The following is a 25745-nucleotide window of genomic DNA, read 5'->3' as shown; positions in this document are numbered from 1 at the left end:
ACAGGACATTGTGCCCCATTGGGGGTGACAGTCGTCGGGAGAGCGCGCCCACCCCTGACGACGCTCGGTCACTGCGCTACCGTGGCCGCAGTCCCGCCCGCACCTTCGCCCGCATCCCGACCGCACCGGTCACGAACGAGGTCGCCCATGCTCCCGCGTACGAGGCTCCGCCCGCCCATCGCGCTGATCGTTGGCGCCGCGCTCGCCCTGGGTCTCACCGCCTGCACGGGCCTTACTGCCGACGTGCCCGACGACGCCGTCCAGGAGTCGAGCACCGTCCCGACCACCGAACCGACGTCGTCGAGTTCGAGCGATCCAGAGGACGCAGCGCGCATCGCCCGCCTGATCACGGACTGCCTTGCCCGCTACGGCCTGGGGGAGCGCCCGCCGCTCGCCAGCCCCCTCGCCGACGACCAGGACCGGATTGCGGCGCAGCGTGCCCGGGACGCGTACGACTCGACTCTGACCAACTGCTCGGCCCAGGCGCTCGCGTCTCCCCAGCCGGGGACAGACTCGACCGGCGAGCCGCGAACCGACCCGACCGGTGAGCCCGGGAGCGACAGCGCAGGTGATTCCGGGAGTGAGCCCACCGTGGTGCCCGGGGGCGAGCCGACCCGAGCCGCGGAGGGCTGATCGTGCGACTGGACGGGACATCCGCGCTGGTCGCGGGCGGCGCCTCCGGACTCGGGGCCGCAACTGCGACCGCGCTCGCCCTCGCGGGAGCCCGAGTCGTCGTGCTCGACCTGCCGCGGGCCGTCGAGGCGGCGAGCCTGCCCGGGTCGGTGCGATTGATCGCGGGAGACGTGCTCGACTCCGACGCGCTCGCACGGGCCGTCGAGGCGGCAGGGGAGCTGCGGATCGCCGTCAGCTGTGCCGGCATCGCCCCACCGGGGCGGCTCCTCGGACGGGACGGGCCGCTGCCGCTGGAGGAGTTCGAGCAGGTAGTGCGCGTGAACGTGACGGGGACCTTCAACGTGCTGCGGCTCGCGGCGGCCTCGATCGCCGAGCGGGAGCCGATCGACGGCGAGCGCGGTGTGCTGGTGACGACCGCCTCCATCGCCGCCTTCGAGGGGCAGATCGGGCAAGCGGCCTATGCCGCGTCGAAGGGAGCCGTGGCCGCGCTGACGCTGCCGCTCGCGCGGGAGCTCGCCGCCCGGCTGGTGCGCGTGGTGTCGATCGCACCGGGCACCTTCGACACGCCCCTGCTCGCCGGCCTGCCGGAGAAGGCGCGGGAGGCGCTCGGCTCCGCCACACCCCATCCGGCCCGCCTCGGCCGCCCCGAGGAGTTCGCCGCGCTCGTGCGGCACATCGTCGAGAACCCCCTGCTCAACGGCGACACCATCCGGCTCGACGGCGCGCTGCGGCTGCCGCCGCGCTGAGCCGCCGAGGGACCACGGGGCACCACGGCGGAGGCGGGTCACGAGACTGCGCCGCTTGTCGCCCGCCCGGAGCAGCGGGGCGTCAGACCAGGAGCTGGTGCTTCGCGAGGTCGCGGTAGAGCGGGGTGGACTCGACGAGTTCGGAGTGAGTGCCGACTCCGACAACCTCGCCCTTCTGCAGGACGACGATGCGGTCGGAGTCGACGACCGTCGACAGGCGGTGCGCGATGACCAGCAGGGTCCGGTTCTCGGCGACCGCGTCGATCGCCAGGCGCAGCCGTTGCTCGTTCAGGCCGTCCAGGCTCGAGGTGGACTCGTCCAGGAGCAGGATCGGCGGGGCCGCCAGGAGCGCGCGGCCGATCGCCAGGCGTTGGCGCTCGCCGCCCGAGAGCATCACTCCGCTCTCGCCGACGGGTGCGTGCAGGCCGAGCGGATTGCGTTCGAGCACGTCGGTCAGATTGACGGCCTCGAGCACGCGGAGGCACTCGGCATCGTCGGCGTCGGGGCGGCCGAGGACGAGGTTCTCGCGGATGGTACCGGCCAGAACAGGAGCGTCCTGCTCGACATAGCCGATCTGCGCGCGCAGGGCGTCGCGGTCGATGGCCGTGATGTCGACACCGCCGAGGCGGACGACGCCGGCTTCCAGGTCGTAGAAGCGCTCGATCAAGGCCAGGATCGTGCTCTTGCCCGCGCCCGACGGGCCGACCAGCGCGGTGCGCTTGCCGCGCGGCACCGTGAACGAGACTCCGCGCAGGACCGTCCGGTCGCGCTCCTCGACGGCACCCTGCTCAGCGAGCACGGCGCCCTCTGCAGCGGGCACAGCGCCCTCCTTGTACGAGAACACCACGTCCTCGAACGAGATCGCCTCCTCCGCGACGCCCGCGCCGAATCCGCCGGAGCTGGCGTCGCCGTCGCCCTCGATCGGCAGGTCGATGATCTCCTGAATGCGGCCGAGGGCCCCCAGGGCCGAGTTCACCGAGGTGATCGCGCCGATGAAGTTGCCCAGCGGCATCACCATCATGAAGAGGAAGAGGATGAACGAGATCAGCTGAGCGATGTCGATCGCTCCGGACGCGACGCGGTAGCCGCCGACGCCGAGGACGGCGAGGAACGCGACCTGGAGGGCGATCCCGGCGACCGGCACGACGAGGGCCGAGATGTGCGCGACGCGGACGCCCAGGCGGTAGGCCTCGGTCGCGTGCTGGTCGACGACCGCGATCTCGCGATCGGTCGCTCCGGCCGCGCGGATCGTGCGCACCGCGCTGATCGCACGCTCGACGGCGGCGGCCAGGTCGCCGACCTTCTCCTGCGCCTTGCGGCTGGCCGTGCGGATGCCGCGGCCGAGGGTCAGCGCCAGCCCGAGGGCCACCGCCACCACGACCACGATGATCAGCAGCAGCACCCAGTCGATGACCGCCATCGCGATGATCGCTCCGACGAAGACCAGCGAGCCGGCGATCGAGTCGACGAGCCCCTGAGTCAGCACCGCCCGCAGGAGCGTGGAGTCGGAGCCGACGCGCGAGACGAGGTCGCCGGTGCGGCGCGCGTCGAACTCTCGGATCGGCAGGCGCAGGAGCCGTGCGACGAGTCGGCGTCGGCTCGAGAGCACGATCCCCTCGCCCGTGCGCTGGAGCAGGTAGTGCGCGAAGCCCGAGATGAGCCCGGAGGCGACCACCAGGCCGACGAGCGCCCAGACCAGCGGCCCGAGGTCGAGCCCGGACTGCACGCGGGTGATGACCTGGCCGACGAGGAGGGGCTGGCCCAGGCTCGCCGCCGCCCCGAACAGGCTCAGTACGACGACGACCGAAAGGATGCCGCGGTGCTCGAGGAGGTAGGGCACGAGCTGCGAGAAGGAGGCGCGGGGTCCGTCGTCGCGGGAGGGTCGTCGGCCGCCGCGCCGGGAGGTGGTGGTGCTCATCGCCGTCTATTCTGCCCCGGGATCGCTGCGAGCAGGCCGCCAGCGGGCGAGCTGGTGCGGCGGGAACGCGAACGGCCCGCCGGGGGACACCGACGGGCCGTTTCGAGCGGAGAGACTTACGAGATGTTGTCGTGGTACGACGCGTTCTTCGTCTCCGTGGAGAGCAGGAGCGCGATCAGCGTCAGCACCGCCGCGGCGCTGAGGTAGAGGCCGACCAGCACGGTGCTACCGGCCGCGGCCTTCCACAGCGCGACCGCGATGATCGGCGCGAGTGCCGCTCCGAGGATCGACGCGAGGTTGTAGGCCATCGCCGAGCCGGTGTAGCGGACGTTGGTCGGGAACAGCTCGGGTAGGACGGCGCCCATCGGGCCGAAGGTCAGGCCCATCAGCGTGAAGCCGAGGACCAGCAGCGCCATCGCGCCCGCGAAGCCGGCGCTGAACAGCGGCACGAAGAGCAGGCCGAAGACGATGATCGCCGCGGTCACCGTGAGCAGCGTGCGTCGACGTCCGAAGCGCTCGGCGAGCGGGCCGGAGACGAGGGTGAACACGCCGAAGAACACGACGCCGACGATCAGCATGATCAGGAAGTCGTTGCGGCTGTAGCCGAGGCCCGGCACGGCGCCGTCGGCGGGCGCCGTGCCGTAGGTCAGCGTGAACGTGGTCATCAGGTAGAAGAGCACGTAGGTCGCCAGCATGATGAAGGTGCCCAGGATGAGCGGGCGCCAGCTCGTGACGAAGACGCGAGCCAGAGGCAGCTTGGCCACCTCGCCCTTTTCGACCACCTTCTGGAACGCGGGAGTCTCGACGAGCTTGAACCGCACGTACAGGCCGATGATCACGAGCACGGCGCTCGCCAGGAACGGCACGCGCCAGCCCCAGGCGGCGAATGTCTCGTCGTCCAGAGTGCTCGACAGCACCAGGAACAGCACGTTGGCGACGATGAAGCCGATCGGCGCGCCCAGCTGCGGGAACGTGCCGTAGATGGCGCGCTTGCCGGCGGGTGCGTTCTCGGTCGCGAGCAGCGCGGCTCCTGACCATTCGCCGCCCAGGCCCAGGCCCTGGCAGAAGCGCAGCACGACGAGCAGGAACGGAGCGAGGAAGTCCCACCCCGGCGTGAGCGCGGTGGGCAGGCAGCCGATCAGGAAGGTCGCGACGCCCATCGTGAGCAGGGACGCGACGAGGGTGCCTTTGCGGCCGATGCGGTCGCCGAAGTGGCCGAAGATGATCGATCCGATCGGGCGCGCGATGAAGGCGACGCCGAAGACGGCGAAGGAGGCGAGCTGCGCGGTGGCCTGGTCGTCGTTGGCGAAGAAGAGCGCGGGGAAGACCAGGACGGCGGCGGTTGCGTAGGCGTAGAAGTCGTAGAACTCGATCGACGTGCCGATGAGGCTCGCGAGGATCACGCGCCCGCGGGAGTTCTGCGGGGCGGCGGCAGGCGCGTCGGAGACAGTGGGAGAAGACATGTGGGAGGCGCTCCGTGTGAACGGCGGCTCCCCTCGAGCCGGCGGGGCGGGGCGTCGGTCGGGCGTCGCGGGCCGCCGGGCGAGGGGAGGAGAGGGGTCGCTTGTGACGACCCGATCACCTTAGTCCGAGTTCTCCCAGGCTCGTGTGCGCTCTGGCGCAGGACGGGCCTCCCCGCAGCCGGTTAGCCCCGCAGCGAGCGCAGGAGCAGCGCGGTCGAGACCGCCGCCTCCGCCGCCTCGCGCCCCTTGTCCTCCTTCGAGCCGGGAAGGCCGGCCCGGTCGATGCCCTGCTGCTCTGTGTCGAGGGTGAGGACGCCGAAGCCGACCGGCTTGCCGGTCTGGATCGACACGGTCGTGAGCCCGGAGGTGGCGGCGTCCGAGACGTACTCGAAGTGCGGCGTGCCTCCGCGGATGATCACGCCGAGCGCGACGACCGCGTCGGCGCCCGCCTCCAGCGCCGCCTTGCAGGCCACGGGCAGCTCGAACGAGCCGGGGACGCGCACGAGCGACCAGGAGGCGCCGGCCTCGTCGAGGGCCCGGCTCGCTCCGGCGATCAGACCGTCGCTGATCTGCTCGTGCCAGGTCCCCGCGACGACGACGACGCGCAGGTTCGAGCCGTCGAGGGGGGAGGTGGTGGGGGCGCCGCTACCGGCCATTGCTACTCCTTCGTGGTGGCGCCGGAGAGCCCGGCGTCAAGGGCGAGGCCGGAGATCCCGGCGTCGAGGGGGTGGTGGTCGAGGACGCTGTCCAGAGCGTGGCCCATCCGGTCGCGCTTGGTCTCGAGGTAGCCCTCGTTGAATGCGCCGATCCCGACCACGAGCGGGACCCGCTCGGCGACGACGATGCCGCGGTCGGTGAGTTGGCGGACCTTCTCGGGGTTGTTGGTGAGCAGGCGCACCTCGCGGAGGCCCAGGTCCTCGAGGATCCCGACCGCCGCTCCGTAGTCGCGGGCGTCGGCGGGGAGTCCGAGCGCGAGGTTCGCGTCGAGAGTGTCGAGGCCGTCCTCTTGCAGGCGGTACGCGCGGAGTTTGTTGATCAGGCCGATGCCCCGGCCCTCGTGGCCGCGGAGGTAGACGACGACGCCTCCGTCCCGCTGGATCGTGTCGAGGGCGGCGTCGAGCTGCGGCCCGCACTCGCACTTGAGCGAGCCGAACGCCTCGCCGGTCAGGCACTCGGAGTGCACGCGCACCAGTGCGGGTAGTCCCGCGGTGACGCCACCGGCGAGGATCGCGACATGGTCGGCTCCGGTCTGTCGATCGCGGTAGGCGCGGATCCGGAACGGGCCGTGGTTGGTCGGCACCGTGGTCTCGACTTCGAAGCTCACCCGCGGGCTCTCCGGCACGGAGACTGCGACGGGCACCTCGGTGTCGCAGTGGAACTCCTGCAGGTAGGCGAGGAGGGCCGCGACCGTCGTCACCGGTACGCCCTCGCGCTCGCCGAGGGCGATCAGGCCGGGCAGTCGCATCATCTCTCCGTCCTCCGCGACGATCTCGGAGATCGCGCCGACGGGGTACAGACCGGCGAGCTTCATCAGATCGACCGCCGCCTCGGTGTGCCCGTCGCGCTCGCGCACGCCGCCGTCGACGGCGCGCAACGGCAGGATGTGCCCGGGTCGGTTCAGGCGGGCGGGAGTCGCCTCCGGGTCGGCCAGCACCCGGAGCGTGTGTGCGCGGTCGGACGCGCTGATCCCGGTCGAGAGGCGATCGGCCGCATCGACCGAGAGCGTGTACGCGGTGCCGCGGGGGTCCTCGTTCTCGAGGACCATCAGCGGGAGTGCGAGGCGGTCGGCGATCTCGTTGGTCATCGGCGCGCAGATGAAGCCGGAGGAGTGGCGGACCATCCAGGCGATCGTCTCCTGGCTGGCCAGCTGCGCCGAGACGATGACGTCGCCCTCGTTCTCGCGGCCCTCGTCGTCGGCGACGATGATCGGCCGGCCGGCACGCAGGGCCTCGACGGCCTCGGGGATGGTCGCGAGGCTCACGAGTGGGCCTCTGCGACGGAGCGCAGCGCGAGCATCCGCTCGACGTGTCGGGCCAGGACGTCGGTCTCGATGTTGACCTGCTCGCCGATCGCGCGCGCTCCCAGAGTGGTCACGGCGAGCGTCTCGGGAATGAGCGAGACCTCGAACCACTGCTCCGGCTCCGCGGCGGGGCTGATCGCTGAGACGGTCAGCGAGACGCCGTCGACCGCGATCGAGCCCTTGTCGACCACCAGCGCAGCGAGCCCCGCCGGCAGCGAGAAGCGCAGCACCCGCCAGGCCTCGCCCGGGGTGATCGTGAGCAGCGTCGCGGTGCCGTCGATGTGGCCCTGGACGATGTGCCCGCCGAGCCGGTCGCCGACCAGTGCAGCGCGCTCGAGGTTCACCGGGTCGCCCACGCTGACGCCGTCCAGCGTCGACATCCGCAGGGTCTGCGCCATCACATCGGCGGTGAAGCCCTCGTCGGTGTGCTCGACGACGGTGAGGCAGACGCCCGAGACCGCGATCGAGTCGCCGTGGCGCACGCCCTCGACGGCCAGCGGGCCGCGGATGCTGAGGCGGACGGCGTCGGTGCCGGGCTCCACGGCCGTGACGACGCCCCTCTCCTCGATGATTCCGGTGAACATCAGTGCGCCTCCATCTGCAGGGCGTGGGGGCGGCGGGCCGGGGTCCCGGCACCGCCCGCGGGGAGGGCGTCGGGGCGTGCGATCACGAGCAGGTCGTCGCCGAGGACCTCGACCGAGCGGAGGGAGAGGCGTCGAGCGTCGCCGATGCTCGTCACGCCGAGATCGCCGAGCGCGAGTCGAGGGCCGCCGAGCAGGGCGGGTGCGAGGAAGACGAGGTACTCATCGACCAACCCGGCGGCGACGAGGGCGGAGGCGAGCGTCGGCCCGCCCTCGACATAGACGCTACGGATCTCGGCGGAGTAGAGGCGCCCGAGGACGGCGGCGAGGTCGTGAGTGCGCTCGAACATCGCGGCACGGGGGTGCGCGTGCAGTCGGGCGCCGGCTGGGATGGACCGGGTGCCGACGACGACGGGCACCGGTTGATCAGTCATCAGCTCGCCACCGTCGCCGCGGGCGGTGAGTGCGGGGTCGTCCGCGAGGACGGTGCCGGTGCCGACGAGGATCGCGTCGTGCGCGGCGCGCTGCTCGTGCACACGCTGGCGGGCCGCCGCGCCGGTGATCCAGCGGCTGCTGCCATCGGCGGCCGCGGTGCGGCCATCGAGCGTCGAGGCCCACTTCAGCGTGACGGAGGGGCGGCGTCGGCGGGTCGCGCTGAGCCACGGGTGCAGGAACTGCTCGCCCTCCTCGATGAGTACGCCCTCGATCACCTCGACGCCTGCCGCGCGGAGGGTGCGCCCGCCGCCAGCCGAGCGCTCGCCGGGGTCGGCCACGGCGTAGACGACGCGCGAGATGCCGGCCTCGATCAGGGCGCGGCTGCACGGGCCGGTGCGCCCGGTGTGGTCGCAGGGTTCGAGCGAGACGACGGCCGTGGCTCCGGAGGCGGCGCCGGGCGCGACATGCGAGAGCGCGTCGACCTCGGCGTGCGCGGTACCGGCGCCGCGGTGCCAGCCCTCGCCCAGCGCTGTGCCGTCGGGCGCGAGGATCACGCAGCCCACGCGTGGGTTGGGTCCGCGGGAGGGCCCGCGCTCGGCGAGCGCCAGCGCCCGGCGCATCGCGTGCTCGTAGTCGATCGTCATTCCCGGTCTTCCGTTCGTCGCCGAACTCCGGGGTCTCGATCGACGGTGCGCGGGCACCGTCGCTGCGCATCGCGCGATGATGCGCGACGCTCGTGCTGCCTCTCCTCCGGACTTTCACCGTCGGTCCTGGAGTTCCACCAGGTCAACCACCGCCCCTCGGGAGGGGCTGTGGCTCGCGGACTGTCACCGCCGGTTCGGAATTCTCACCGACCCCGGAGCACGTGCTGTCCGGTCAGCCTACCCACCTGTCGAGGGGTGGCAGGCCCCGCGGGTCACACTCGGGGGGAGCGGTCGGCTTCGGGCGCGCCCGGCAGGGAGAAGGGTGGACTTGCCTGCACCATTGCGTCCGACCAGAAACGTCAGCCCCGAACGGAGCTCGAAGCTGTCGTCCTGAAAGACGGTCGTCGCTGCGAACCGCTGAGTGACGCGGCGGAAACTGATACTGCTGCTCATGTCCGAGACTTCGGTGCTCGGGCCCGTTCGGTCAGCGCGTCCATGCGTGATCCCCTTTCTAGGCGAAGAAGTGTCACGTGCCGGTCACAGTAACGAGGACGACAAAAGTGCGCAACCCTCAGAAGGTGTCGTCGGAGGAGAGCGCCGAGGCGCACGCGCCGTGTCCGCCCGGCGGCGGGCGCGCCTCCGGCTACCCTCGGTGCGATGGACGAGGACAGGTACGGGCAGGACGTGCTCGCGGGGGACTGGCGGGCGCGGGGCAGGGTCGAGGTGGCGGTCGTCGAGGCCGAGCGCGATCTGGTGGTCGAGGAGGTCGCCTCCGGTTTCGTCGGTGCCGTGCTCGGCGTGGAGCTGCGGATGGTGCGGCTGGAAGACCGGTTCGGCAAGGTCCGCGTGTTCCCGCTCGGTCCGGGGTTCCTTCTGGACGGGAAGCCCGTGTCGCTCAAGGCGCCCGGGCTCAAGCGCGACGCCAACCTCGGCCGCGCTCGCTCCGCCTCCGGGTCCTTCCACGTCGCGGACGCGAGATCCAGGGTCGCGCTGCCGAGCCGCATCTATGTGGAGGGGCGGCACGACGCCGAGCTGGTCGAGAAGGTCTGGGGCCACGACCTGCGGATCGAGGGGGTCGTCGTCGAGTACATCGAGGGCGTCGACAACCTCGACGAACTCGTCCGCGAGTTCCGGCCAGGGCCGGGGCGTCGTATCGGCGTGCTCGTCGACCACCTCGTGCGCGGGTCGAAGGAGACGCGCATCGCCGAGAAGGTCGCGGCTGGCCCGCACGGCGCCCATGTCCTCGTCGTGGGCCACCCCTATATCGACGTCTGGCAGGCCGTGAAGCCCGACCGGCTGGGCCTGGAACGCTGGCCCGAGATCCCGCGCGGGATCGAGTGGAAGCACGGCATCTGCGAGGCGCTCGGCTGGCCGCACGAGGAGCAGGCGGATATTGCGGGCGCCTGGCAGCGCATCCTCGGCCGGGTGCGCACCTTCCAGGACCTGGAGCCGGCGCTGCTGGGCCGAGTCGAGCAGCTGATCGACTTCGTGACGGAGCCGGCGTGACCCGCCGCGCCGGGCTCGCGCTCGCGCTCGATGCGGTGCTCGTCCTGGTGTTCGTGCTGATCGGGCGGCGAAGCCACGAGGAGGGGTCGGCTCTGCTCGGTCTGCTCGGCACGCTCTGGCCGTTCCTCGTCGCGCTCCTCGCGGCCTGGGCGGTGTCGCGCTCGTGGCGGGCGCCGGACCGGATCGTGCCCACGGGGCTGGTCGTCTGGGCGGTGACCGTGGCGGGCGGGATGCTGCTCCGGATCGCCTCGGGCCAGGGCGTGCAGTGGAGCTTCGTGATCGTGACTGCCGTGGTGCTGGCCGTGTTCCTCCTGGGCCGCCGCGCACTGACGCAGCTGGTCGGGCGCCGACGCTAGCGGGACCGCCCGCTCGGTCGAACCGTCCGCGCCTGTGTCGCGGGGCACTTCTCGGTGACGCCCCGTCGCGCCGCACACGCGGCGCGCCTCCTCCTGGCACCATGTCGGCATGCCCCGCCTGCTCGCCGTGTGCCGCGTCGTCCGCCTCCTGCCCGACTCCGGTACGGTCGGCGTGCGCGACAGCACGGCGTCCTGGTCGACCGGTGGTACCGCGAGCACAGCCCGGCCGACGCGCAAGCGCTCGTCGACGCTGAGGCGGCGGGATCACTGCGCCCGGCGTCGGCGCTGCGGGCGAGCATCGAGCGGGCGCTCGCCCGAGGTCGGCTACTCGCCGCGCGCCTCGCGCTTCAGTCGGCGCTTGACCGCCCGCTCCGTGAGCACGGTCAGGTAGTCCTGCACGGGCCGGTCCTGCAGCCCGGCGAGCTCCTCGCGCACCAGCGGCGCGACCTGCTCCTCGGAGTGGTCGGGGAACTTTTTGCGCACGTTCGCGGTCACGTCGCGCACCACCTGGTCGAGATCGAAGTCGGTCGTCATGCGGTGATCCTGCACGGTGGAGGTGAACAGGAGGGGCGGAGTGGTTCCCGCCCCTCCTGCCCGCAGCTCGTCAGCTCGTCAGCTCGCGGCGACGGCGATCTCGTTCGGGGTCACGTCGAGCTCGCCCGTGGCGACGATCTCGCCCGTGACGAGGTCGACGGCGTGGATGCTGTCGGCGGCCGGGTCGGTCACGTAGGCGATGTCGCCCGCGATGGTGATGGCGGGGTGCGGGTCCTGCCACTCGACGGGGCTCTCCCACGCCTCGACGACAGGGTAGGCGGCGGTCAGCGCCCCGGTCTCGGGGTCGAGCACGTGGATCGCGCCGTCTGAGCCGATCAGGTAGGCCAGATCATCGGGGCCTCGGGCGACACCGCGGAAGGTGTACTCGACGCCGTCGGGCAGATCGATGACGTCGAGGGTCTTCGCGGCCGTGTCGATCACCGCCACGCGGTTCAGGAGGTAGCCCTCGGCGTCGCGGTCGTCCTTGTAGTCGCCGACGACGATCGGGCTGGTCTCGCTCACCCAGGCGTTGCCCATCCGGCCGTACGGCTGGTCGGGTGCGTCGAGCTTGGTGATCTCGCCGCCGTCGTAGACGAGGGCGCCGTCCTCGCAGCCGAAGACGACGACCTCGTTCTCGGCCGTGCCCTCGCCGTGGACGCCGGGGCACTGGTCGTTCGTGGCCGTGACGGCGCCGGACGCCTCGCGCACCTCGATCCCGGTGCGTCCGTCAGCGGTGCCGACCGTCGTGAGAAAGGTGCCGTCCTCTAGGACGATCGAGACGCCGTGGTGGGCCTGGACTCCGGGGATCGTCTCGGTTTCGGGCGCGCCGTTCGATGTGGCCAGGTCGGCGGTCTCGAGGACAGTGGTGTCGCTCGTGCCGTCCGCGTAGAGGATGGTCTTCCCGGCGTGGCGGACGACGTGGCCCGGGGTGTCCGCGGGGAAGACCGTGCCGGTCAGTTCCGGCTCGCCGGTGGTGCCGGCGCCGGTGTCGAGGAGCTGGAAGCCCTCGCTCATCGTGACCATGATGTGCCGGCCGTCGCCGGCGGGGTTGAGACGGGTGAACTCCTCGGAGTCCATGTCCGCGACGGTCTTGAGGGTCGTGCCGTCGAGGACGAGAATGCCGCCCTCGTAGGCGACGGCGACGCGGGGACCGGCGGCTGCGGTCGTGCTCGTGGCGGAGGACTCCGCGGCGGGGGGCGTGCTCGAGGAGCAGGCCGCGAGGACCGCGATCGAGCCGAGAGCGATCAGGCCGAGGCCCGCCCGCCGGAGGTGGGGGTTCTGCATGGGTGTGTCTTCTTCCTGGTGGTGGGTGTGCGGATTCAGGGCGAGAGCCCGGTGGCGATGCGCTGCGTGTTGACGCGCATCATGGCGAGGTAGTCGGGAGCGCCGCCCTCGGGTCCGGTCAGGGACTCCGTGAACAGCTCGACCACCTCCACGCGGATGTCGGCCTCGCTCGCGAGCGCCTGGACCAGGCGGTCGGGGGATGAGGACTCCGCGAAGATCGTGGGGACACCGGTCTGCTCGACGGCGTCGACGAGGTCGGCGAGGTCGGAGGCGGAGGGTGCCGCGAGGGTGGTGCCGCCGGGGACGACCGCGCCGACGACGTCGAAGTCGAAGCGGGCGGCGAGGTACCCGAAGACGTGATGGTTGGTGACCAGCGCTCGGCGCTCATCAGGAATGCCGGCGAAGACCGCGGTCATCTCGGAGTCGAGGTCCTCGAGCTCGGCGCGGTACGCGGCCGTCCGCTCGGCGAGCACCGTCGGATCCATGCCGTCGAGTTCCGCGAGCACGGGGCCGAGGGCGTCGACGACGTCGAGCATCCGTCCCGGGTCCGTCCAGAAGTGCGAGTCCGGGCTCCCCTCGGCGTCGCCCTCGCTGTAGTCGAGGACGTCGATCACGTCTCCGGCGATGAAGGCGGGCACGTCGGCGGCCGAGGCCTCGTCGAGGTGCTGCTGGAGGCCCTCCTCGAGCCCGAGCCCGTTCGAGACGACGAGGTCGGCGGAGCGGAGGCGGGCCGCCTCCTGCGCCGAGATCTCGAAGGAGTGCGGATCCGCGTCCGGCTTCATCAGGGTAAGCACCTGCGCTTCGTCGCCGACGAGCTCTCCCACGACGTCGCCGAGGATGTTCGTCGAGACGATCACGAGTGCTCGGTCGTCCTCCTCCGCGGTGGCGCAGCCCGAGAGGAGGAGGACTGCCGCGGTGCAGGCGAGCGCCCAGCGGCGCCTCATCGTCCCGTCTCCGCGACGAAAGCCGGCTCGGAGGCGGTCTCGAAGCTGCGGGCGATCCGCGCTCCGTCCGCGTAGTCGATCTCGTGCAGCCTCCGCTCGGCAGGAGCGCTGAGGTAGGCGCGCTGCTGGTCGGCGACCAGGACAGGCCGGGCCCCGGTCGCCAGTGACTGGGCGACGAGGGGTGCCGTCTCGGCCAGGACCGCCCCGTCGGCGCCGTCGAGCACCAGGACGCGGCCGTCGGCGGCGAGGGCGAGCACGGTGTCGTCCGCATCGTCGACCGCGGTGACCTGCACTAGCGGAGTCGGTGCCGGGAGCAGGCTCCAGGAGCGGTCGCGGGTGTCGAGCAGCCAGATGCCGTCCTCCCCGGCGAGGGCCGCGACGGTGGGGCGGCCCTCCCGATTCGCGAAGGCGGTGGCGGGCGCGGCAGTGGTCCCCGAGGGGTAGGTGATGCGCTCGATGACGAGTCCCTCGCCCTCGACGGAGGCGAGCAGGGCGCCGTCGGAGCAGCCGATGACGGCGCCCACGCGGGTGGTGATCGTGCCGGCCGCATCGGGGCACGCCTCGCGCAGGCCGGTCGGCTCGCCGTCCGAGTCGTAGCCGACGACGTCCGTTGCGGATCCGGAGCCCTCGGTCACCAGGGCGGAGGAGCCGACTGGCACGACCATCCCGGGTCCGGGCTCGACGTCCCTTCGGAACCGCTCGACGATCTCGCCCCGCGACAGGGCCTCCGTGTCCAGGAGGACCGCCTCGCCGGAGTCGGGGAAGAAGAGGCCCGTGCCGCCGCTCGTCGAGAGGTTCGTCGTGGCGACGGTCGCCGTCCCCGCGCCCTCGACGGTACCGACCAGGCGCGGATCCGCGCGGTAGTAGTGGAAATGGTCGACGTGGTCCCAGGTCCACACTCCGCTGTCGATGATCTCGACGCCCGCGGCGGTCTGCGCGAAGAGGTAGCGGCCGTCGGTCGTCATCGCGGCGGGCTCGCCGATGGAGCCGAGGGCGCTGACGCTCTCGTCGAGCAGATCGAGATGCGAGACGGCACCGGAGGGGTCGATCGAGGTCAGGCCGAGGCGGGGTTCGGCCAGTTCGGCGGCGTTCGCGATCGCGCCGTGGCCGGAGTCCCCTGCGGTCGGTGCGGCGGGATCGGTCGGTGCGGCGGGATCGGTCGAGCAGGCGGCCAGGCCGAGTGCGAGGGCGCCCAGCAGGAGGGTGGAGGCGGCAGTACGGGAGTGCACGGAGTCCTTTCGACGGGGAGCGGGGCGGTCTCTGGGCGGCCTCATGCGGCCGCCAGGGGAGCGCTCGACCGGGAGGCGAGGGCCGAGGTGGCCGCGCGGACCGACCAGGAGACGGCCGCGATCGCGATGGCCGTGCCGGCGACCGAGGCGCCCGCGGCTGTCGCTGCGTGCCAGGAGACGAGCAGGCCGACGAGCACGGAGGCCGCGCCGAGGATCGAGGCGAGCACCATCCGAGTCGGGATGCGGGTGGTCCAGTGACCGGCAGCGACCGCGGGAGCCAGCAGCAGCCCCACGACGAGCAGCGAGCCGACCGCCTGGTAGGACGCGACGACGGCGAGGGTCACCAGGCCGACCAGCACCGCCTGGGCCGAGCGCGGGCCGAGACCGAGTACCGCGGCGATGCGCGGGTCCAGCGCCAGGGCGACGAGCGGACGGTGGAACGCCGCCGCGACGATCAGGCCGACTCCGGCCGCTGCGGCGAGCAGACCGATGTCGACGGAGGTGATCGCGAGGATGTCGCCGAAAAGGATCGAGGTCGCATCCGTGGCGAAGCTGCCCGAGTGCGAGATCACGATGACTCCCAGCGCCAGCATCGCGACGAACAGCAGACCAATGCTGGTGTCGTAGGACAGGCGTCCGCGCCGCTGCAGGGCCGCGATGCCCAGGCTCATGGCGACGGCGCTCGCCGCTCCTCCGATCAGCACCGGGACACCGAGCACCGTCGCCAGCGCAACGCCGGGGAGCATCCCGTGGGCCAGTGCCTCGCCGAGGAAGGCCATCCCGCGGATGACGACCCAGGTACCGACGACTCCGCAGAGGACCGCGACGAGGGCGCCGCCGAGCAGGCCGCGCTGGAGGAAGTCGTGGGCGAACGGTTCGAGGAGTCCGACGAGAGCGTGGGGCATGCTGCCCGACCGTACACGATAATGAGAACGTTTATCACTCCTGTACGCTCGTCGAGATGGATGTCCCGCCCCTGCCCGAGCCCCCGATCCGCCTCCGCGGTGCGCGCGTCGACTTCGGCGCCCGCCGTGCACTCGCGGACCTCGACCTCGACGTCGCCGCGGGCTCCCTCACCGCGATCGCCGGATCCAACGGCGCCGGTAAGTCGACGCTTCTGGAGGTGATCGCTGGCGTTCGGCCTCTGACCGAGGGCTCGCGCGAGGTCACCGGGGCGATCGCGTTCGTGCCTCAGCGGACGTCGATCCCGGACCGCCTGCCGGTGACGGTGCGCGACGTGGTGGCGGTGGGCACCTGGGGCAGGCTCGGCCGCCTCCGCCGGAGCGACGCCCGAGCCGCCGGGGCGATCGCGGCCGCACTCGAGCGGATGGAGCTGACCGGCCTCGCCCGTGAGAGCTTCGCGGTGCTCTCCGGCGGCCAGCGGCAGCGCACGCTGCTCGCGCAGGGGCTCGCCCGCGGAGCGGATCTGCTCCTGCTGGACGAGCCCACCACCGGCCTGGACGCCGCGAGCGCCGATCGGATCCGCGCGGTCCTGCGCACGGAGGCCGAACGCGGTGCGAGCGTGGTCTGCGTCTCGCATGACCCCGCCGTCCTCGCCGACGCCGACCGCGTCCTCGCGCTCGCCCACGGCGCCCTCTCCGACGGATCCCCGCGCCGATACCCGGTAATTCGTCGCAAAGAGTCGTCACACGAGCGGAATGACGACCGTTCGTGACGAATCACCGGGGCGCGAGGTTCCGGGGGCGGGGGCCGGCGCGGGCTGGGAGGATGGGGGGATGACCTCGACGCTGCTCGACCGGATGCCGACGCCCGACGCGGACGGGCGGGTCGACGACGACGAGGTGTACCTGGCCTTCACGGAGTGGGCCGAGTCGCGGGGGTTGCCGCTCTACCCGGCGCAGGACGAGTCGATGCTCGAGATCGCCTCCGGCTCGAACCTCATCCTCTCCACTCCTACCGGCACCGGGAAGTCGCTGGTCGCGATCGGCGCGCACGCTGCTGCGCTCGCCTCCGGACGCCGCAGCTTCTACACGGCGCCGATCAAGGCGCTCGTCTCCGAGAAGTTCTTCGCGCTGGTCGAGGTCTTCGGCGCCTCGAACGTCGGCATGGTCACCGGCGACTCCTCGGTCAACGCTGACGCACCGATCATCTGCTGCACGGCCGAGATCCTGGCCAACCTCGCGCTCCGGCACGGCGCGGACACTCCGGTCGACCAGGTGGTGATGGATGAGTTCCACTTCTACGCGGATCCGGCGCGCGGCTGGGCCTGGCAGGTGCCGCTGCTCACCCTCCCGCACGTTCAATTCGTGCTGATGTCGGCGACCCTGGGCGATGTGACGGCGCTCGCCGCCGATCTCAGTCGCCGCACCGGCCGCGAGACCGCCCGGGTCACCGGCGTCGAGCGTCCGGTGCCGCTGCACTACTTCTACGAGATCGCGCCGATCCACGACTCCATCGAGGAGCTGCTCGCGACGAACCAGTCGCCCGTCTACGTCGTGCACTTCTCGCAGGCCGCGGCCCTCGAACGCGCGCAGGCGCTCACCAGCGCGAACATCGCCACTCGCGAGCACCGCGACCGGATCGCCGAGGTGATCGGCGGCTTCCGCTTCACCACCGCCTTCGGCAAAACGCTCTCGCGCCTCCTCCGGCTCGGGATCGGCGTGCACCACGCGGGCATGCTGCCGAAGTACCGCCGACTGGTCGAGCAGCTCGCGCAGCAGGGGATGCTGCGGGTGATCTGCGGGACGGACACACTCGGTGTCGGCATCAACGTCCCCATCCGCACGGTGCTGCTCACCGCCCTGACCAAGTACGACGGCACCCGGTTGCGCCAGCTCTCCGCCCGCGAGTTCCACCAGATCGCCGGCCGCGCCGGCCGCGCGGGCTACGACACAGCGGGCACGGTCGTGGTGCAGGCGCCCGAGCACGAGTCCGAGAACCGCAAGGCTCTCGACAAGATGGGCGATGACCCGAAGAAGCGGAGGAAGTGGGTCGCCAAACGTGCGCCGCAGGGCTTCGTCAGCTGGGGCGAGCCGAGCTTCCGCAAGCTCGTCGACGCGGAGCCCGAGACGCTGACCTCGCACATGACCATCACCTCGGCGATGCTGCTGAACGTGATCGCCCGCGGCGGCGACGCCTACGCGAACGTGCACGCCTTGATCTTCGACAACCACGAGCCGTGGCAGCGCCAGTTGCAGCTCGCCCGCCGCGCGCTGGGCATCTACCGCACCCTGCGGGAGGCGGGCGTCATCGAGCAGAGCGTCGGTGCGGACGGCGCGATGCGCATCCGCTTGACCGTCGACCTGCAGCCGAACTTCGCGCTGAACCAGCCGCTCTCGCCGTTCGCGCTCGCCGTGTTCGACGTGCTCGACCCCGAGTCGCCCACCTTCGCGCTCGACGTGATCTCGGTGCTGGAGGCGACGCTCGATGATCCGCGCCCGATCCTCGGCGCCCAGCAGTTCCAAGCCCGCGGCGAGGCGGTCGCGGCGATGAAGGCGGAGGGGATTGAGTACGAGGAGCGGATGGAGCTGCTCGAGTCGGTGACGCACCCCAAGCCGCTCGAGGAGCTGCTCGCGGCGACCTTCGAGACCTACACGGCCGCGCAGCCCTGGGTGAAGGACTTCGAACTCTCGCCCAAGTCAGTCGTGCGCGACATGTACGAGCGGGCCATGTCGTTCGGCGAATACACCGCCTTCTACAAGCTCTCGCGCTCGGAGGGACTGGTGCTGCGGTACCTGTCCGACGCGTTCCGCGCGGCCCGGCAGACCATCCCCGACGAGCTGAAGAACGAGGAGCTGCACGACCTGATCGAGTGGTTGGGCGAGCTGGTGCGCCAGGTCGACTCCTCGCTGGTGGACGAGTGGGAGGAGCTGGTCAACCCGGCGCTGCACGCGGCGGACCAGTCGATCGTGCCGCCCGCTCCGCGCCGTCTCACCGCCAACCACCGCGCCTTCCGCGTGCTGGTGCGCAACGAAATGTTCCGCCGGGTGACGCTCGCCGCGCTCGACGACCACGAGGCGCTCGGCGAGCTGGATGCGGCCGCCGGATTCGACGCCGACGCGTGGGGTGCGGCGCTGGACGACTACTACGACGAGCACGAGCGCATCGGCACTGGGCCTGACGCGCGGGGACCCGCGATGCTCCTCATCACGGAGGAGCCGACGCAGTGGCGGGTACGGCAGATCCTCGACGACCCGGCGGGCGACCATGACTGGGGGATCTCCGCGACGGTCGATCTGGCGGAGTCGGACGAGCAGGGTGCGGCCGTCGTGCGCGTGAGTGCAGTAGGCCGACTGGACTGATCAGCGGGCGCGCTTCTCCCGGCGCTGCATCTCGGCGGAGATGTCCGCCTCGGTGATCTCCTTGCGGGTCGGCCCCCATATCGACGCGGCCTGGCCCACGACGCCGATCCCGATGCCGACCATCGGCCAGATCGGCCAGAAGTAGCCGTCGGCGCCCGACGCGACCCAGACGGCCGTGGTGATCGCCGAGACGCTCGCCCAGCCGCCGACCGACCCCAGGAAGTCGCGGCGCCGCTTGACCTCGCGCACCGCCAGTGCGCGCTCGGCGTCCTCGACGCGATCGGGCTCGACCGCCTCGCCGGACTCGGCGCCCGGAACGACCTCCGCGGACCGGTCGCGGCGCGCAGACGGATCCGGAGTTCCCCATTCGTTCGTCATGCGGTCAGCCTACGCAGGCGGGCCCGCAGCCGGTACGCCCGGCTCCGCCGCCCGCCGACTCCGGCTGGCCGTGCGGGCACCTATCGCGGGCGCGGATTGGGCTTGGGCACCAGCGAAACGGGAGTCGCTCGGAACGGCTTGGGATTGGAGACGACCTGCTGGCCCTCCCTGACACGGATCGGTCGAGGTTGCGGTGGCGTCGGAACACGACTCGGCACGCGGTCTTCCTCCCGTCGATGAAACACTGACACTCAGATTCTTGCTCACGGCGCCGCGTGAAGGAAGCAGATGGCATGATCCCCACCACCGTCACGGGCATTCTTCTCCTGATTGTGCTGTTGCTCCCCGGATTCCTCTTCATCACGTTTCGCGAGCAGCACCGGCCGACGCGACGCTTGTCGACGTTCCGCGAGACGAGTGTGGTCCTGGCCGCGACGACCGTGTCGTACATCGTCCCGCTCGTCGTGGTGATCGCCGTCGCCGTCGTCGTGCCCGGGGCCCGCGAGGAGCTGGCTCGTGCCCTCGTCTCACCGCTGTGGATTCAGCCGCCCGACGCGTCAGAGGTCCGACACCTGGAGGCCGAGTCCATTGTCATCAGTGCGCGTCACCTCCGCTACCTCTCTGCTCGGTACTTCGCGATCACCGGTGGGGCCCCGCCGACGGATCGGGACCACCCCGATCCCGGTCGGCGCGGTCGCGGCACCCGCATCGTCCTCGCGATTATCTCCCTCGGAGTACTGGCGTTCCGGCGTCATCGCAGGCGCTAACCTCTCCGCCCGCCGACTCCGGCTGGCAGTGCGGGCACCACCAGGTGCGGCGCAGCTCGGGGTCGTCGCGCACCTCCTCGCGGACGAGTATCGTGACGCCGCAGCGCAGACACGGACGCCCGGCGCGGCCGGCGACCCAGTGCCTCTCGCCGCGGCGGGTGTCGCCGGTGGTGGTCTGGAACATCCCGGGGACGGTGACGGAGGCGCGCAGGCCCCGCGCGACCGTCGCGACGAGGGCGCGGACGTCGAGGGAGCCGATCGGTCGCCAGGGCCAGGCGCCGCGGAGGAAGCAGACCTCGTTGGCCCAGAGGTTGCCGAGGCCCGCGAGGCAGCGCTGGTCCAGGAGCGCGGCGATGACGGGCCGGTCCGGGATCCGGGAGAGGCGCGCGACGGCCTCCTCGGCGTCCCAGTCGGAGCGGAGTGGGTCGAAGCCGAGGTGGCCGATGGCGCGGGACTCGTCCCGGGTGGGGAGGAGTTGGACGACGGGGAGGTCGATGCCCCAGACGGTCGAGCCGTCGTCGAGGCGGAGGCGGACGCGGACGTTCTTCTGCAGTGACCGGGGACGACGCGGCCGGGGGTGGTCACGGTCCACGAGCCCTGCATACGCAGGTGGGTGTGCAGTGTTGACCCGCCGGCGAAGCGGGTGAGGAGGTGCTTGCCGTGGGTGTCGTGCTCCACAATCTGCAGGCCGGCGAGGGACGTGCCGGCCGCGTCCCCGGAGCGCAACTCGCCGTCGAGGACGGTGCGCCCGTCCGCCGCCCGTCTGAGGCGGGCGGCGAGACGGTGCACACTGTCTCCCTCGGGCATCCCCGAACTCTAGGAGCCGTGGCTCGTCGAGGTCAGGGGTCGCGCGGGATCAGGCGCCGCGGTACGCCTGCTGGTAGATGCGCTCGGTGCCGTCGGGCGCGGTGACCTCGATGGTCGCCGTGCCGGCCTTGATCGGCTTGAGCACGGTCACGGTCTTCACGGTGAAGGACTGGCCCGGCTTGACCGACTTCCGCGTCTTCGAGCCGTAGGCCGTCGTGATCTCGATCGACACCGTCTCGGGCCCGTTGTTGACCGCCGAGACGGTCAGCGTGCGCAACACCGCGAGGCGCTTGGTCGACGCCGTGGTGGCGACGTCGATGGTCACCGGAGCGGTCTCGGGCAGGTCGAGGCCGACGACGACCGGGTCGTGGTCGCTGGAGCGGTACGCCGAGGTGTCGTAGAAGATCGTCGCGTTGTAGTCGTAGCGGCTGTACTCCAGTGCCACGGACTCGCCGCTGTTGATGTTCCAGGTGTCGACCCCGGTGACCGTCCTGTCGGCGGCGGGAGAGGCGAAGACGTGGTCGAGCGAGCCGACCGCGCCGTCGAACGAGTACGAGTACGTGTCGTCCTTCGCTCCCTGGTCGATGTAGCCGGCGTCGGTGATGACCTTCACCGGGTCCTCCTGCGAGTAGGCGTTGAAGTCGCCGAGCAGGTAGACGAGTTCGGTGGCCTTGTCGGTGCCCAGGCGGTCGGCGAAGGCGACGAGGGAGGTCGCCTGAGCGACGCGCGATGCGTTCGAGGCGCCCTGGCCGTCGCCCTGGTCGGCGTCGGCACCCGATCCGGAGCCCTTCGACTTGAAGTGGTTCACGATCGCGACGAACTCGCTGGCGCTGTCGCCGATCAGGCGGAACTCCTGGGCGAGCGGCTTCCGGGCGTTCGAGAAATTCACCGTGTCGTTGAGCACGACGGACTCGCCGACCGGCTCGATCACGGCCTTCTTGTAGATGAAGGCGGTGCGGATGACGTCCTCGTCCGCGAGTGCGGGGAGCGCGGCGGGGGAGGGGACGTAGGCCCAGACCTCGGAGCCGATGGCCGCGTTGAGCGCGGCGGTGAGGGTGGCGAGGGCCTCGTCGCGGGGCTTGCCGAACTTCGCCGAGTTCTCGATCTCCTCGAGCGAGACGACGCCGGCGCCGAGCGCGTTGATCGCGGTCACGATCTTGGCCTGCTGGCGCTCGAGGTCGTCGGCGTTGGCCGCTCCACGCGCGTCGCAGCCGCCATTGACGGTGACGGGGTCGCCGTCGCGGTCGGTGTAGAACGTGCAGCCGCTGATCGAGTCTCCCGTGGTGGAGAAGTAGTTGAGCACGTTGAACGATGCAATCGACAGGTCGCCGCCGACGGCCTCGGGCTTTGCGGTGCGGGTGTTCGCGAAGGTCGCGGGCTGGACATCGTCGGCATTGTCGGCGGTGAGCTGCGTGGTGGGCTGGAAGGCCCAGCCGCCGTTGCGGTAGTCGAGGACGACAGGGCGGGAGAAGCTCGCCGGAGCGCCGACGCGGATCGGCTCGGTCGGCGTGAGGTAGGGCAGCGGGATCGCCTTGTTCGCGGCGGCGCCGAGGAAGTTGATCGAGGCGCCGTCGTCGAGCGTGACCGCCCGGGCGGCGTTGTCGGCGACGACGGCGGCGAGCTCCGGCGAGCCGGGACGCGCGACCTCCGTCGGCGTGAGCAACGGGGACGTGCCGGCGGCGAGGCCGACCGAGCCGAAGCTGTTCAGATCGAAGGTGTCGGTGACGGTGTAGGCCCCCTGCGGAGCGATCAGCATGCTCTCGAGCGCCTCGCGCTCGGCGGTCGCGCGGGGGAGCGAGACGGCTGCGGGCACCGGAGCGGCGGCGGCGTCGAGCGTGACGACGGACGCGGCCGAAGTCGGCGTGAGTTCCGTCAATCCGTTGTACTCGCTCACCGCGCCGGTGACACGCAGGTGATCGCCGATCTCGACCGAACCGACGGAGGCGGAGGAGAAGACGAAGACGGCGTCGGACGCAGTGCGGGTGCTCTCACCGCCGGTGCCGGGGGTCTGGATCACGTAGCCGTTGTAGCCGCCGGAGGGGTAGCGCGCGGTGACCACGCCGGAGGTGGTGACGGTGCGGCCGACGAGCGGCGACGCGTCTTGGGTGCCCTGGATGTCGGCGATCGAGACGGCCGGGATTTCCGCGGGCGGGGTCGTCGGGGGAGTGGTGGGCGGGGTCGTCGGCGGCGTGGATCCGGTACCCGCGGTCTGCGGGGTTGGCTCGCCGAGCACGAAGTCGGTCGCGTTGACGTCGGTGTCGCCGGTGGCGGTGTCCGCACGCGCGATCGTCTGCGTGAGCGAGGGGACCGTGGCGACGGCGGATTCGAACGTGTTCGAGGTGCCGTAGCCGACGAGGTCGAGCACCGAGTCCGGCTGGGCGGCGGCGCCGGTGGGCGGAGCGACGAGCGCGGTGGTCCCCTCGACCAGGAAGAGGGTGCCGCCGGCCGCGGCCATGTTCAGGCCGTTCGCGCTCTGGTCGGGAGTGGGGAGGGCTGCTCCGTTTGTACCGTTGCTGGCGCCCGCGAGCAGGAAGTGGCCGCCCGCCGGGACGGAGCCGGTGAGCGGCACGGTCGTGGAAGGATTCGCGGTGCCCGTCGCGGAGCGGTACTGGATCGAGAGCCCGCCGAGGGCGATCTCGGCCGCGGTGGGGTTGTAGAGCTCGACGTAGCGGTTGCTGAACGCCGCGCCGGCGGAGCCACCGCGGGCGAAGATCTCGCTGATGACCAGCTCGTCGCCGGAGGGGGCGGCGGTGGCGGGAGTCGCGACCAGCGCAGTGGCCGCCAGGGCCAGGCCGGTCAGGGCTGCTAGGCCGAGCCGGCGCCTGCGTCGGTGGTCGGGCGGGGTGGGAGAGTCGGGCATGGTGGTCCTCTCGATCGCCGCTCGGAAGAGCGGTCGCAGCGTCGTCGCGGCGCGGCGCGGCCGGCACACCCCCAGAAGGGGCACGCATGGTCACGCTATGCAGTGCGGGTGCCCGGCCTGTGAACCGGACATTTCATGAACGTAAACTCATCCACCGACATCGGGGCGTGCGCCGGGTGCGGTCAGGCCCGATCCGGACCGCACGGCGCCACCGCGTCGACGCCGTAGAGGCCGTGGAGACCGAAGAGGTTCCCGGTCCGGAAGCTGGCCCGGTCCACCGGTCCGCCGGTGCCGTGCACGACGGGGAGGGGGCGGTCGCGGGCGATCCTGACCGACATCCCGAGCGACTCCCAGTAGAGAGCGACGAGCGCAGCGTCCGCGGCGGCGGTGCTTCCGTGCGGAGCCCAGATGTCGAAGCCGACCGCGGAGCCCGCGACCACGGCCGACCCGATCGAATCCACGCCGATCGAATCAGCGGCGGTCGGGCCGGGCACACCGTCCAGGTGCTCCCGCGTCGCCACGATCAGATCGATGATCCGCTCCGACACCACCCGCGCGCCGTCGGGTCCGATCGTGTCCGACATCGCCCTGCCTTTCGCTCTCCTTCTCGCCGGAGCGACTTTACAAGGCTCGGTTGAGAAGGGCAGCACTCGCGGTCTGTTCGCGGCTTCGCGCGTCACACTCATCCGATGATCTCCTTCGAGTTGGCCCGCGCCCTGCGCACTGCGGGCGCGCGCTGGACGCCCGTCACCGGCGACCACTTCCGCATCGAGCGGGAAGGCTTCGACGGCGATGTCTTCACCGTCAGTGACATGACCATCGAGGCCCACGAGTATCCGACCGGGACGGTCCTCGGTTTCAACGGCACGACGGAGTGGGCCCTGGACTCCGTCTCGCTGGAGGACTCGCTCTGGCTGCCGCGGGAGGACCAGCTGCGGGAGCTGCTCCGCGGGACGTTCCGTTCCCTCCGCCGGGTGACGGAGCCGCAGCTGCGGTTCGTCGTCGAGGTCGAACTCGGCGGGCAGCCGCGGACCTTCGAGGCCGCTGCGGCCGAGAACGCCTACGCGGAGGCGCTACTCGCGCTGGTCAGCTCGGTCGCGGTCGACCTCGACGACGTGGACGCCGCCGACGTACTCGACGCCGACGGGACGGACGCTCCCGGCCGGGTGGACGAGCGCGCCTAGCCAGCAGCGGGCTCCGGCGGCACGCCCGGCCGGCCTAGGAAGCGGCCTTCTCGGTCGTCGCGGCCTTCTTCGTCGGCCGCTTCTTCGCGGGTGCTGCACCTTCCTCGACCGTGTCAGCCGCCTTTGCGGCCGCCTTCTTCTTCGCGGGAGCTTTCGCAGGCGTCTTCGGTGGTGACGGCGGTGAAGCCTTCTTCGCGGGTGACTCCGCTGCCCCCTTCGCTCCGCGGCTGCGCTCGACCGAGCGCTGGAGCGCCTCCATCAGATCGAGCACCTCGCCGCCGCCCTCCTCCCCCGGAGCTTCGCCGAAGGTTGCCGCGGTGTCGAGGGCGTCGCCCTGCTCGATCTTGGCGTCGATCAGCGTGCGCAGCTCCTCCTGATAGGCGTCGTGGAACTTCGCGGCGTCGAAGTCCTCGGAGTACGCGTCGACCAGGTGCGCTGACATCTCCAGCTCGCGCGCCGCGATCCGGGTGCTCCCCGCCAGCGACGAGAACTCGACCTCCCGCACCTCGTCGGCCCAGAGCAGGGTCTGCAGCATCAGCAGGTTGCCGCGCACCCGCAGCGCGGCGAGCCGGGTCTTCTGCCGCAGCGCGAACTCGACGATCGCGGTGCGGTCCGTCTGCTCGAGGGTGCGTCGCAGCAAGACGTAGGCCTTGGGGGACGAGGAGTCGGGCTCGAGGATGTACGCGCGGTCGAACATGATCGGGTCGACCTGCTCGCTCGGCACGAACTGCACGATGTCGATCTCGCGGTCGCGCTCCTCGGGTAGCGCCTTCAACTCGTCCTTCGAGAGCACCACCGTGCGCTCGCCGTCGTCGTAGGCCTTGTCGATGTGGTCGAAGGTGACGACTTCGCCGCAGATCTCGCACCTGCGCTGGTATCGAATCCGGCCGCCGTCTTTGTCGTGGACCTGGTGCAGGGGGATGTCGTGGTCCTCGGTCGCGCTGTAGATCTTCACCGGCACGTTGACCAGGCCGAAGGTGATCGCGCCCTTCCAGATGGCTCGCATGCGCCCAGTGAACACCGTGTCCCCGGCCGCCGGTAGCCCTGCCGCCCGCGCGAGGGAACCCCGGACCGTCGAGGGAGCCCGCTGTTATAGGCGGTCTCGACGGTTCGGGGTTCCCTCGCGCGGGCGGCAGGGCTACCGGCGGCCGGGGACACGGTGTTCACTGGGCGCATGCGAGCCATCTGGAAGGG

The 25745-nt window shown here is 71.5% G+C and carries 25 protein-coding genes, 1 pseudogene and 1 riboswitch; of the genes and pseudogenes, 8 read left to right on the top strand and 18 right to left on the bottom strand.

All coding sequences use genetic code 11. The annotated features are described in order from the left end of the window. Positions 1–147: 147 nt before the first annotated feature. Both C5D07_RS14070 and C5D07_RS14065 read left to right on the top strand, forming a co-directional pair. Complete coding sequence (locus C5D07_RS14070; protein ID WP_068254884.1) at positions 148–633, top strand: hypothetical protein; 486 nt, start codon at positions 148–150, stop codon at positions 631–633. Positions 634–635: 2 nt separating this feature from the next. Further along, on the top strand, positions 636–1379 hold the full coding sequence (locus C5D07_RS14065; protein ID WP_104259598.1) for an SDR family NAD(P)-dependent oxidoreductase: 744 nt from the start codon (positions 636–638) through the stop codon (positions 1377–1379). Between the two features lie 82 nt (positions 1380–1461). On the opposite strand, the gene C5D07_RS14060 is transcribed toward C5D07_RS14065, so the two are convergent. From C5D07_RS14060 to C5D07_RS16470, 7 genes are all read right to left on the bottom strand, one after another. Continuing rightward, positions 1462–3297 (bottom strand): ABC transporter ATP-binding protein, encoded by a 1836-nt coding sequence (locus tag C5D07_RS14060; RefSeq protein WP_104259597.1) that lies wholly within the window; start codon positions 3295–3297, stop codon positions 1462–1464. Positions 3298–3413: 116 nt separating this feature from the next. Beyond that, on the bottom strand, positions 3414–4760 hold the full coding sequence (locus tag C5D07_RS14055; protein ID WP_068254877.1) for an MFS transporter: 1347 nt from the start codon (positions 4758–4760) through the stop codon (positions 3414–3416). A 182-nt stretch (positions 4761–4942) separates the two neighbouring features. Continuing rightward, positions 4943–5416 (bottom strand): 6,7-dimethyl-8-ribityllumazine synthase, encoded by a 474-nt coding sequence (ribH, locus tag C5D07_RS14050; RefSeq protein WP_068254876.1) that lies wholly within the window; start codon positions 5414–5416, stop codon positions 4943–4945. 2 nt (positions 5417–5418) lie between these two features. Then, entirely contained in the window at positions 5419–6741 is a 1323-nt protein-coding gene (locus tag C5D07_RS14045) for a bifunctional 3,4-dihydroxy-2-butanone-4-phosphate synthase/GTP cyclohydrolase II (RefSeq protein ID WP_068254875.1), read from the bottom strand. Next, positions 6738–7364, bottom strand: a complete 627-nt coding sequence (locus C5D07_RS14040; protein ID WP_068254872.1) for a riboflavin synthase — start codon at positions 7362–7364, stop codon at positions 6738–6740. The genes C5D07_RS14045 and C5D07_RS14040 overlap by 4 nt, the downstream gene beginning before the upstream one ends. Further along, the gene (gene ribD, locus C5D07_RS14035; RefSeq protein ID WP_249028244.1) at positions 7364–8440 is read right to left on the bottom strand and encodes a bifunctional diaminohydroxyphosphoribosylaminopyrimidine deaminase/5-amino-6-(5-phosphoribosylamino)uracil reductase RibD; all 1077 of its coding nucleotides are present in this window, start codon (positions 8438–8440) and stop codon (positions 7364–7366) included. Before ribD ends, C5D07_RS14040 begins: the two co-directional genes overlap by 1 nt. A gap of 89 nt (positions 8441–8529) precedes the next feature. Further along, a riboswitch (FMN riboswitch) is annotated at positions 8530–8664 on the bottom strand. Positions 8665–8677: 13 nt separating this feature from the next. Continuing rightward, on the bottom strand, positions 8678–8893 hold the full coding sequence (locus C5D07_RS16470) for an AAA family ATPase (RefSeq protein WP_146076715.1): 216 nt from the start codon (positions 8891–8893) through the stop codon (positions 8678–8680). A gap of 204 nt (positions 8894–9097) precedes the next feature. Here C5D07_RS16470 and C5D07_RS14030 point away from each other — a divergent pair, with 204 nt between their 5' ends. Further along, entirely contained in the window at positions 9098–9946 is an 849-nt protein-coding gene (locus C5D07_RS14030; protein ID WP_068254863.1) for a DUF3097 domain-containing protein, read from the top strand. Continuing rightward, positions 9943–10302, top strand: coding sequence for a DUF3054 domain-containing protein (locus tag C5D07_RS14025; RefSeq protein ID WP_068254860.1), 360 nt, complete (start codon positions 9943–9945; stop codon positions 10300–10302). The genes C5D07_RS14030 and C5D07_RS14025 overlap by 4 nt, the downstream gene beginning before the upstream one ends. Before the next feature lie 324 nt (positions 10303–10626). Here C5D07_RS14025 and C5D07_RS14020 read toward each other — a convergent pair whose 3' ends face one another. The 5 genes from C5D07_RS14020 to aztB all read right to left on the bottom strand — a co-directional run bounded on the left by C5D07_RS14020 (position 10627) and on the right by aztB (position 15198). Beyond that, positions 10627–10836 carry a three-helix bundle dimerization domain-containing protein gene (locus C5D07_RS14020; protein ID WP_068254857.1) on the bottom strand — a complete coding sequence of 70 codons (210 nt, stop codon included), beginning with the start codon at positions 10834–10836 and terminating at the stop codon, positions 10627–10629. 78 nt (positions 10837–10914) lie between these two features. Then, entirely contained in the window at positions 10915–12120 is a 1206-nt protein-coding gene (gene aztD / locus C5D07_RS14015; protein ID WP_068254854.1) for a zinc metallochaperone AztD, read from the bottom strand. 35 nt (positions 12121–12155) lie between these two features. Further along, on the bottom strand, positions 12156–13064 hold the full coding sequence (aztC, locus tag C5D07_RS14010; RefSeq protein ID WP_104259596.1) for a zinc ABC transporter substrate-binding protein AztC: 909 nt from the start codon (positions 13062–13064) through the stop codon (positions 12156–12158). Beyond that, positions 13061–14293: an ABC transporter gene (locus tag C5D07_RS14005; protein WP_104259595.1), complete on the bottom strand. Its 1233-nt coding sequence runs from the start codon at positions 14291–14293 to the stop codon at positions 13061–13063. Before C5D07_RS14005 ends, aztC begins: the two co-directional genes overlap by 4 nt. A gap of 41 nt (positions 14294–14334) precedes the next feature. Next, the gene (gene aztB / locus C5D07_RS14000; RefSeq protein WP_068254847.1) at positions 14335–15198 is read right to left on the bottom strand and encodes a zinc ABC transporter permease AztB; all 864 of its coding nucleotides are present in this window, start codon (positions 15196–15198) and stop codon (positions 14335–14337) included. A 56-nt stretch (positions 15199–15254) separates the two neighbouring features. Between aztB and aztA the strand changes: the two genes are divergently transcribed. Then, a complete protein-coding gene (gene aztA, locus C5D07_RS13995; protein WP_104259594.1) occupies positions 15255–15968 on the top strand; it encodes a zinc ABC transporter ATP-binding protein AztA in 714 nt (237 codons plus the stop codon). 61 nt (positions 15969–16029) lie between these two features. Further along, complete coding sequence (locus C5D07_RS13990) at positions 16030–18555, top strand: DEAD/DEAH box helicase (RefSeq protein ID WP_104259593.1); 2526 nt, start codon at positions 16030–16032, stop codon at positions 18553–18555. Here the strand turns inward: C5D07_RS13990 and C5D07_RS13985 are convergent, their stop codons facing one another. Further along, positions 18556–18933 (bottom strand): 2TM domain-containing protein, encoded by a 378-nt coding sequence (locus C5D07_RS13985; RefSeq protein WP_084415994.1) that lies wholly within the window; start codon positions 18931–18933, stop codon positions 18556–18558. It abuts the gene before it with no gap. Positions 18934–19226: 293 nt separating this feature from the next. On the opposite strand from C5D07_RS13985, the gene C5D07_RS13980 reads away from it, so the two are divergent. Next, complete coding sequence (locus tag C5D07_RS13980) at positions 19227–19700, top strand: DUF6338 family protein (RefSeq protein WP_104259592.1); 474 nt, start codon at positions 19227–19229, stop codon at positions 19698–19700. On the opposite strand, the gene C5D07_RS13975 is transcribed toward C5D07_RS13980, so the two are convergent. From C5D07_RS13975 to C5D07_RS13965, 4 genes and pseudogenes are all read right to left on the bottom strand, one after another. Next, the gene (locus C5D07_RS13975) at positions 19654–20292 is read right to left on the bottom strand and encodes an Fpg/Nei family DNA glycosylase (RefSeq protein ID WP_249028243.1); all 639 of its coding nucleotides are present in this window, start codon (positions 20290–20292) and stop codon (positions 19654–19656) included. The genes C5D07_RS13980 and C5D07_RS13975 overlap by 47 nt on opposite strands. Before the next feature lie 41 nt (positions 20293–20333). Then, positions 20334–20507, bottom strand: a pseudogene (locus C5D07_RS16190) (Fpg/Nei family DNA glycosylase); the annotation flags it as partial. Positions 20508–20556: 49 nt separating this feature from the next. Further along, a complete protein-coding gene (locus C5D07_RS13970) occupies positions 20557–23367 on the bottom strand; it encodes an ExeM/NucH family extracellular endonuclease (protein ID WP_104259591.1) in 2811 nt (936 codons plus the stop codon). 182 nt (positions 23368–23549) lie between these two features. Further along, positions 23550–23951 (bottom strand): hypothetical protein, encoded by a 402-nt coding sequence (locus C5D07_RS13965; RefSeq protein ID WP_068254831.1) that lies wholly within the window; start codon positions 23949–23951, stop codon positions 23550–23552. Between the two features lie 105 nt (positions 23952–24056). Between C5D07_RS13965 and C5D07_RS13960 the strand changes: the two genes are divergently transcribed. After that, positions 24057–24551, top strand: coding sequence for a pilus assembly protein CpaE (locus tag C5D07_RS13960; protein ID WP_308470771.1), 495 nt, complete (start codon positions 24057–24059; stop codon positions 24549–24551). 34 nt (positions 24552–24585) lie between these two features. Here the strand turns inward: C5D07_RS13960 and ku are convergent, their stop codons facing one another. Beyond that, positions 24586–25557: a non-homologous end joining protein Ku gene (gene ku / locus C5D07_RS13955; RefSeq protein ID WP_104259590.1), complete on the bottom strand. Its 972-nt coding sequence runs from the start codon at positions 25555–25557 to the stop codon at positions 24586–24588. Positions 25558–25745 lie beyond the last annotated feature (188 nt).

The sequence above is a fragment of the Rathayibacter tritici genome, from assembly GCF_002932875.1.
GTDB lineage: Bacteria > Actinomycetota > Actinomycetes > Actinomycetales > Microbacteriaceae > Rathayibacter > Rathayibacter tritici.
This window is presented reverse-complemented; position numbering and strand designations above follow the sequence as displayed.

Bases quoted from the DNA above. Each gene is read 5' to 3' on its own strand.
- ku (WP_104259590.1), bottom strand. From the start codon at position 25,557: ATGCGAGCCATCTGGAAGGGCGCGATCACCTTCGGCCTGGTCAACGTG.
- C5D07_RS14060 (WP_104259597.1), bottom strand. From the start codon at position 3,297: ATGAGCACCACCACCTCCCGGCGCGGCGGCCGACGACCCTCCCGCGAC.
- ribD (WP_249028244.1), bottom strand. From the start codon at position 8,440: ATGACGATCGACTACGAGCACGCGATGCGCCGGGCGCTGGCGCTCGCC.
- C5D07_RS14030 (WP_068254863.1), top strand. From the start codon at position 9,098: ATGGACGAGGACAGGTACGGGCAGGACGTGCTCGCGGGGGACTGGCGG.
- C5D07_RS13990 (WP_104259593.1), top strand. From the start codon at position 16,030: ATGACCTCGACGCTGCTCGACCGGATGCCGACGCCCGACGCGGACGGG.
- C5D07_RS13980 (WP_104259592.1), top strand. From the start codon at position 19,227: ATGATCCCCACCACCGTCACGGGCATTCTTCTCCTGATTGTGCTGTTG.
- ribH (WP_068254876.1), bottom strand. From the start codon at position 5,416: ATGGCCGGTAGCGGCGCCCCCACCACCTCCCCCCTCGACGGCTCGAAC.
- aztA (WP_104259594.1), top strand. From the start codon at position 15,255: ATGGATGTCCCGCCCCTGCCCGAGCCCCCGATCCGCCTCCGCGGTGCG.
- C5D07_RS14040 (WP_068254872.1), bottom strand. From the start codon at position 7,364: ATGTTCACCGGAATCATCGAGGAGAGGGGCGTCGTCACGGCCGTGGAG.
- C5D07_RS14070 (WP_068254884.1), top strand. From the start codon at position 148: ATGCTCCCGCGTACGAGGCTCCGCCCGCCCATCGCGCTGATCGTTGGC.
- aztB (WP_068254847.1), bottom strand. From the start codon at position 15,198: ATGCCCCACGCTCTCGTCGGACTCCTCGAACCGTTCGCCCACGACTTC.
- aztC (WP_104259596.1), bottom strand. From the start codon at position 13,064: ATGAGGCGCCGCTGGGCGCTCGCCTGCACCGCGGCAGTCCTCCTCCTC.
- C5D07_RS13970 (WP_104259591.1), bottom strand. From the start codon at position 23,367: ATGCCCGACTCTCCCACCCCGCCCGACCACCGACGCAGGCGCCGGCTC.
- C5D07_RS13965 (WP_068254831.1), bottom strand. From the start codon at position 23,951: ATGTCGGACACGATCGGACCCGACGGCGCGCGGGTGGTGTCGGAGCGG.
- C5D07_RS16470 (WP_146076715.1), bottom strand. From the start codon at position 8,893: ATGAGCAGCAGTATCAGTTTCCGCCGCGTCACTCAGCGGTTCGCAGCG.
- C5D07_RS13960 (WP_308470771.1), top strand. From the start codon at position 24,057: ATGATCTCCTTCGAGTTGGCCCGCGCCCTGCGCACTGCGGGCGCGCGC.
- C5D07_RS14020 (WP_068254857.1), bottom strand. From the start codon at position 10,836: ATGACGACCGACTTCGATCTCGACCAGGTGGTGCGCGACGTGACCGCG.
- aztD (WP_068254854.1), bottom strand. From the start codon at position 12,120: ATGCAGAACCCCCACCTCCGGCGGGCGGGCCTCGGCCTGATCGCTCTC.
- C5D07_RS14055 (WP_068254877.1), bottom strand. From the start codon at position 4,760: ATGTCTTCTCCCACTGTCTCCGACGCGCCTGCCGCCGCCCCGCAGAAC.
- C5D07_RS13985 (WP_084415994.1), bottom strand. From the start codon at position 18,933: ATGACGAACGAATGGGGAACTCCGGATCCGTCTGCGCGCCGCGACCGG.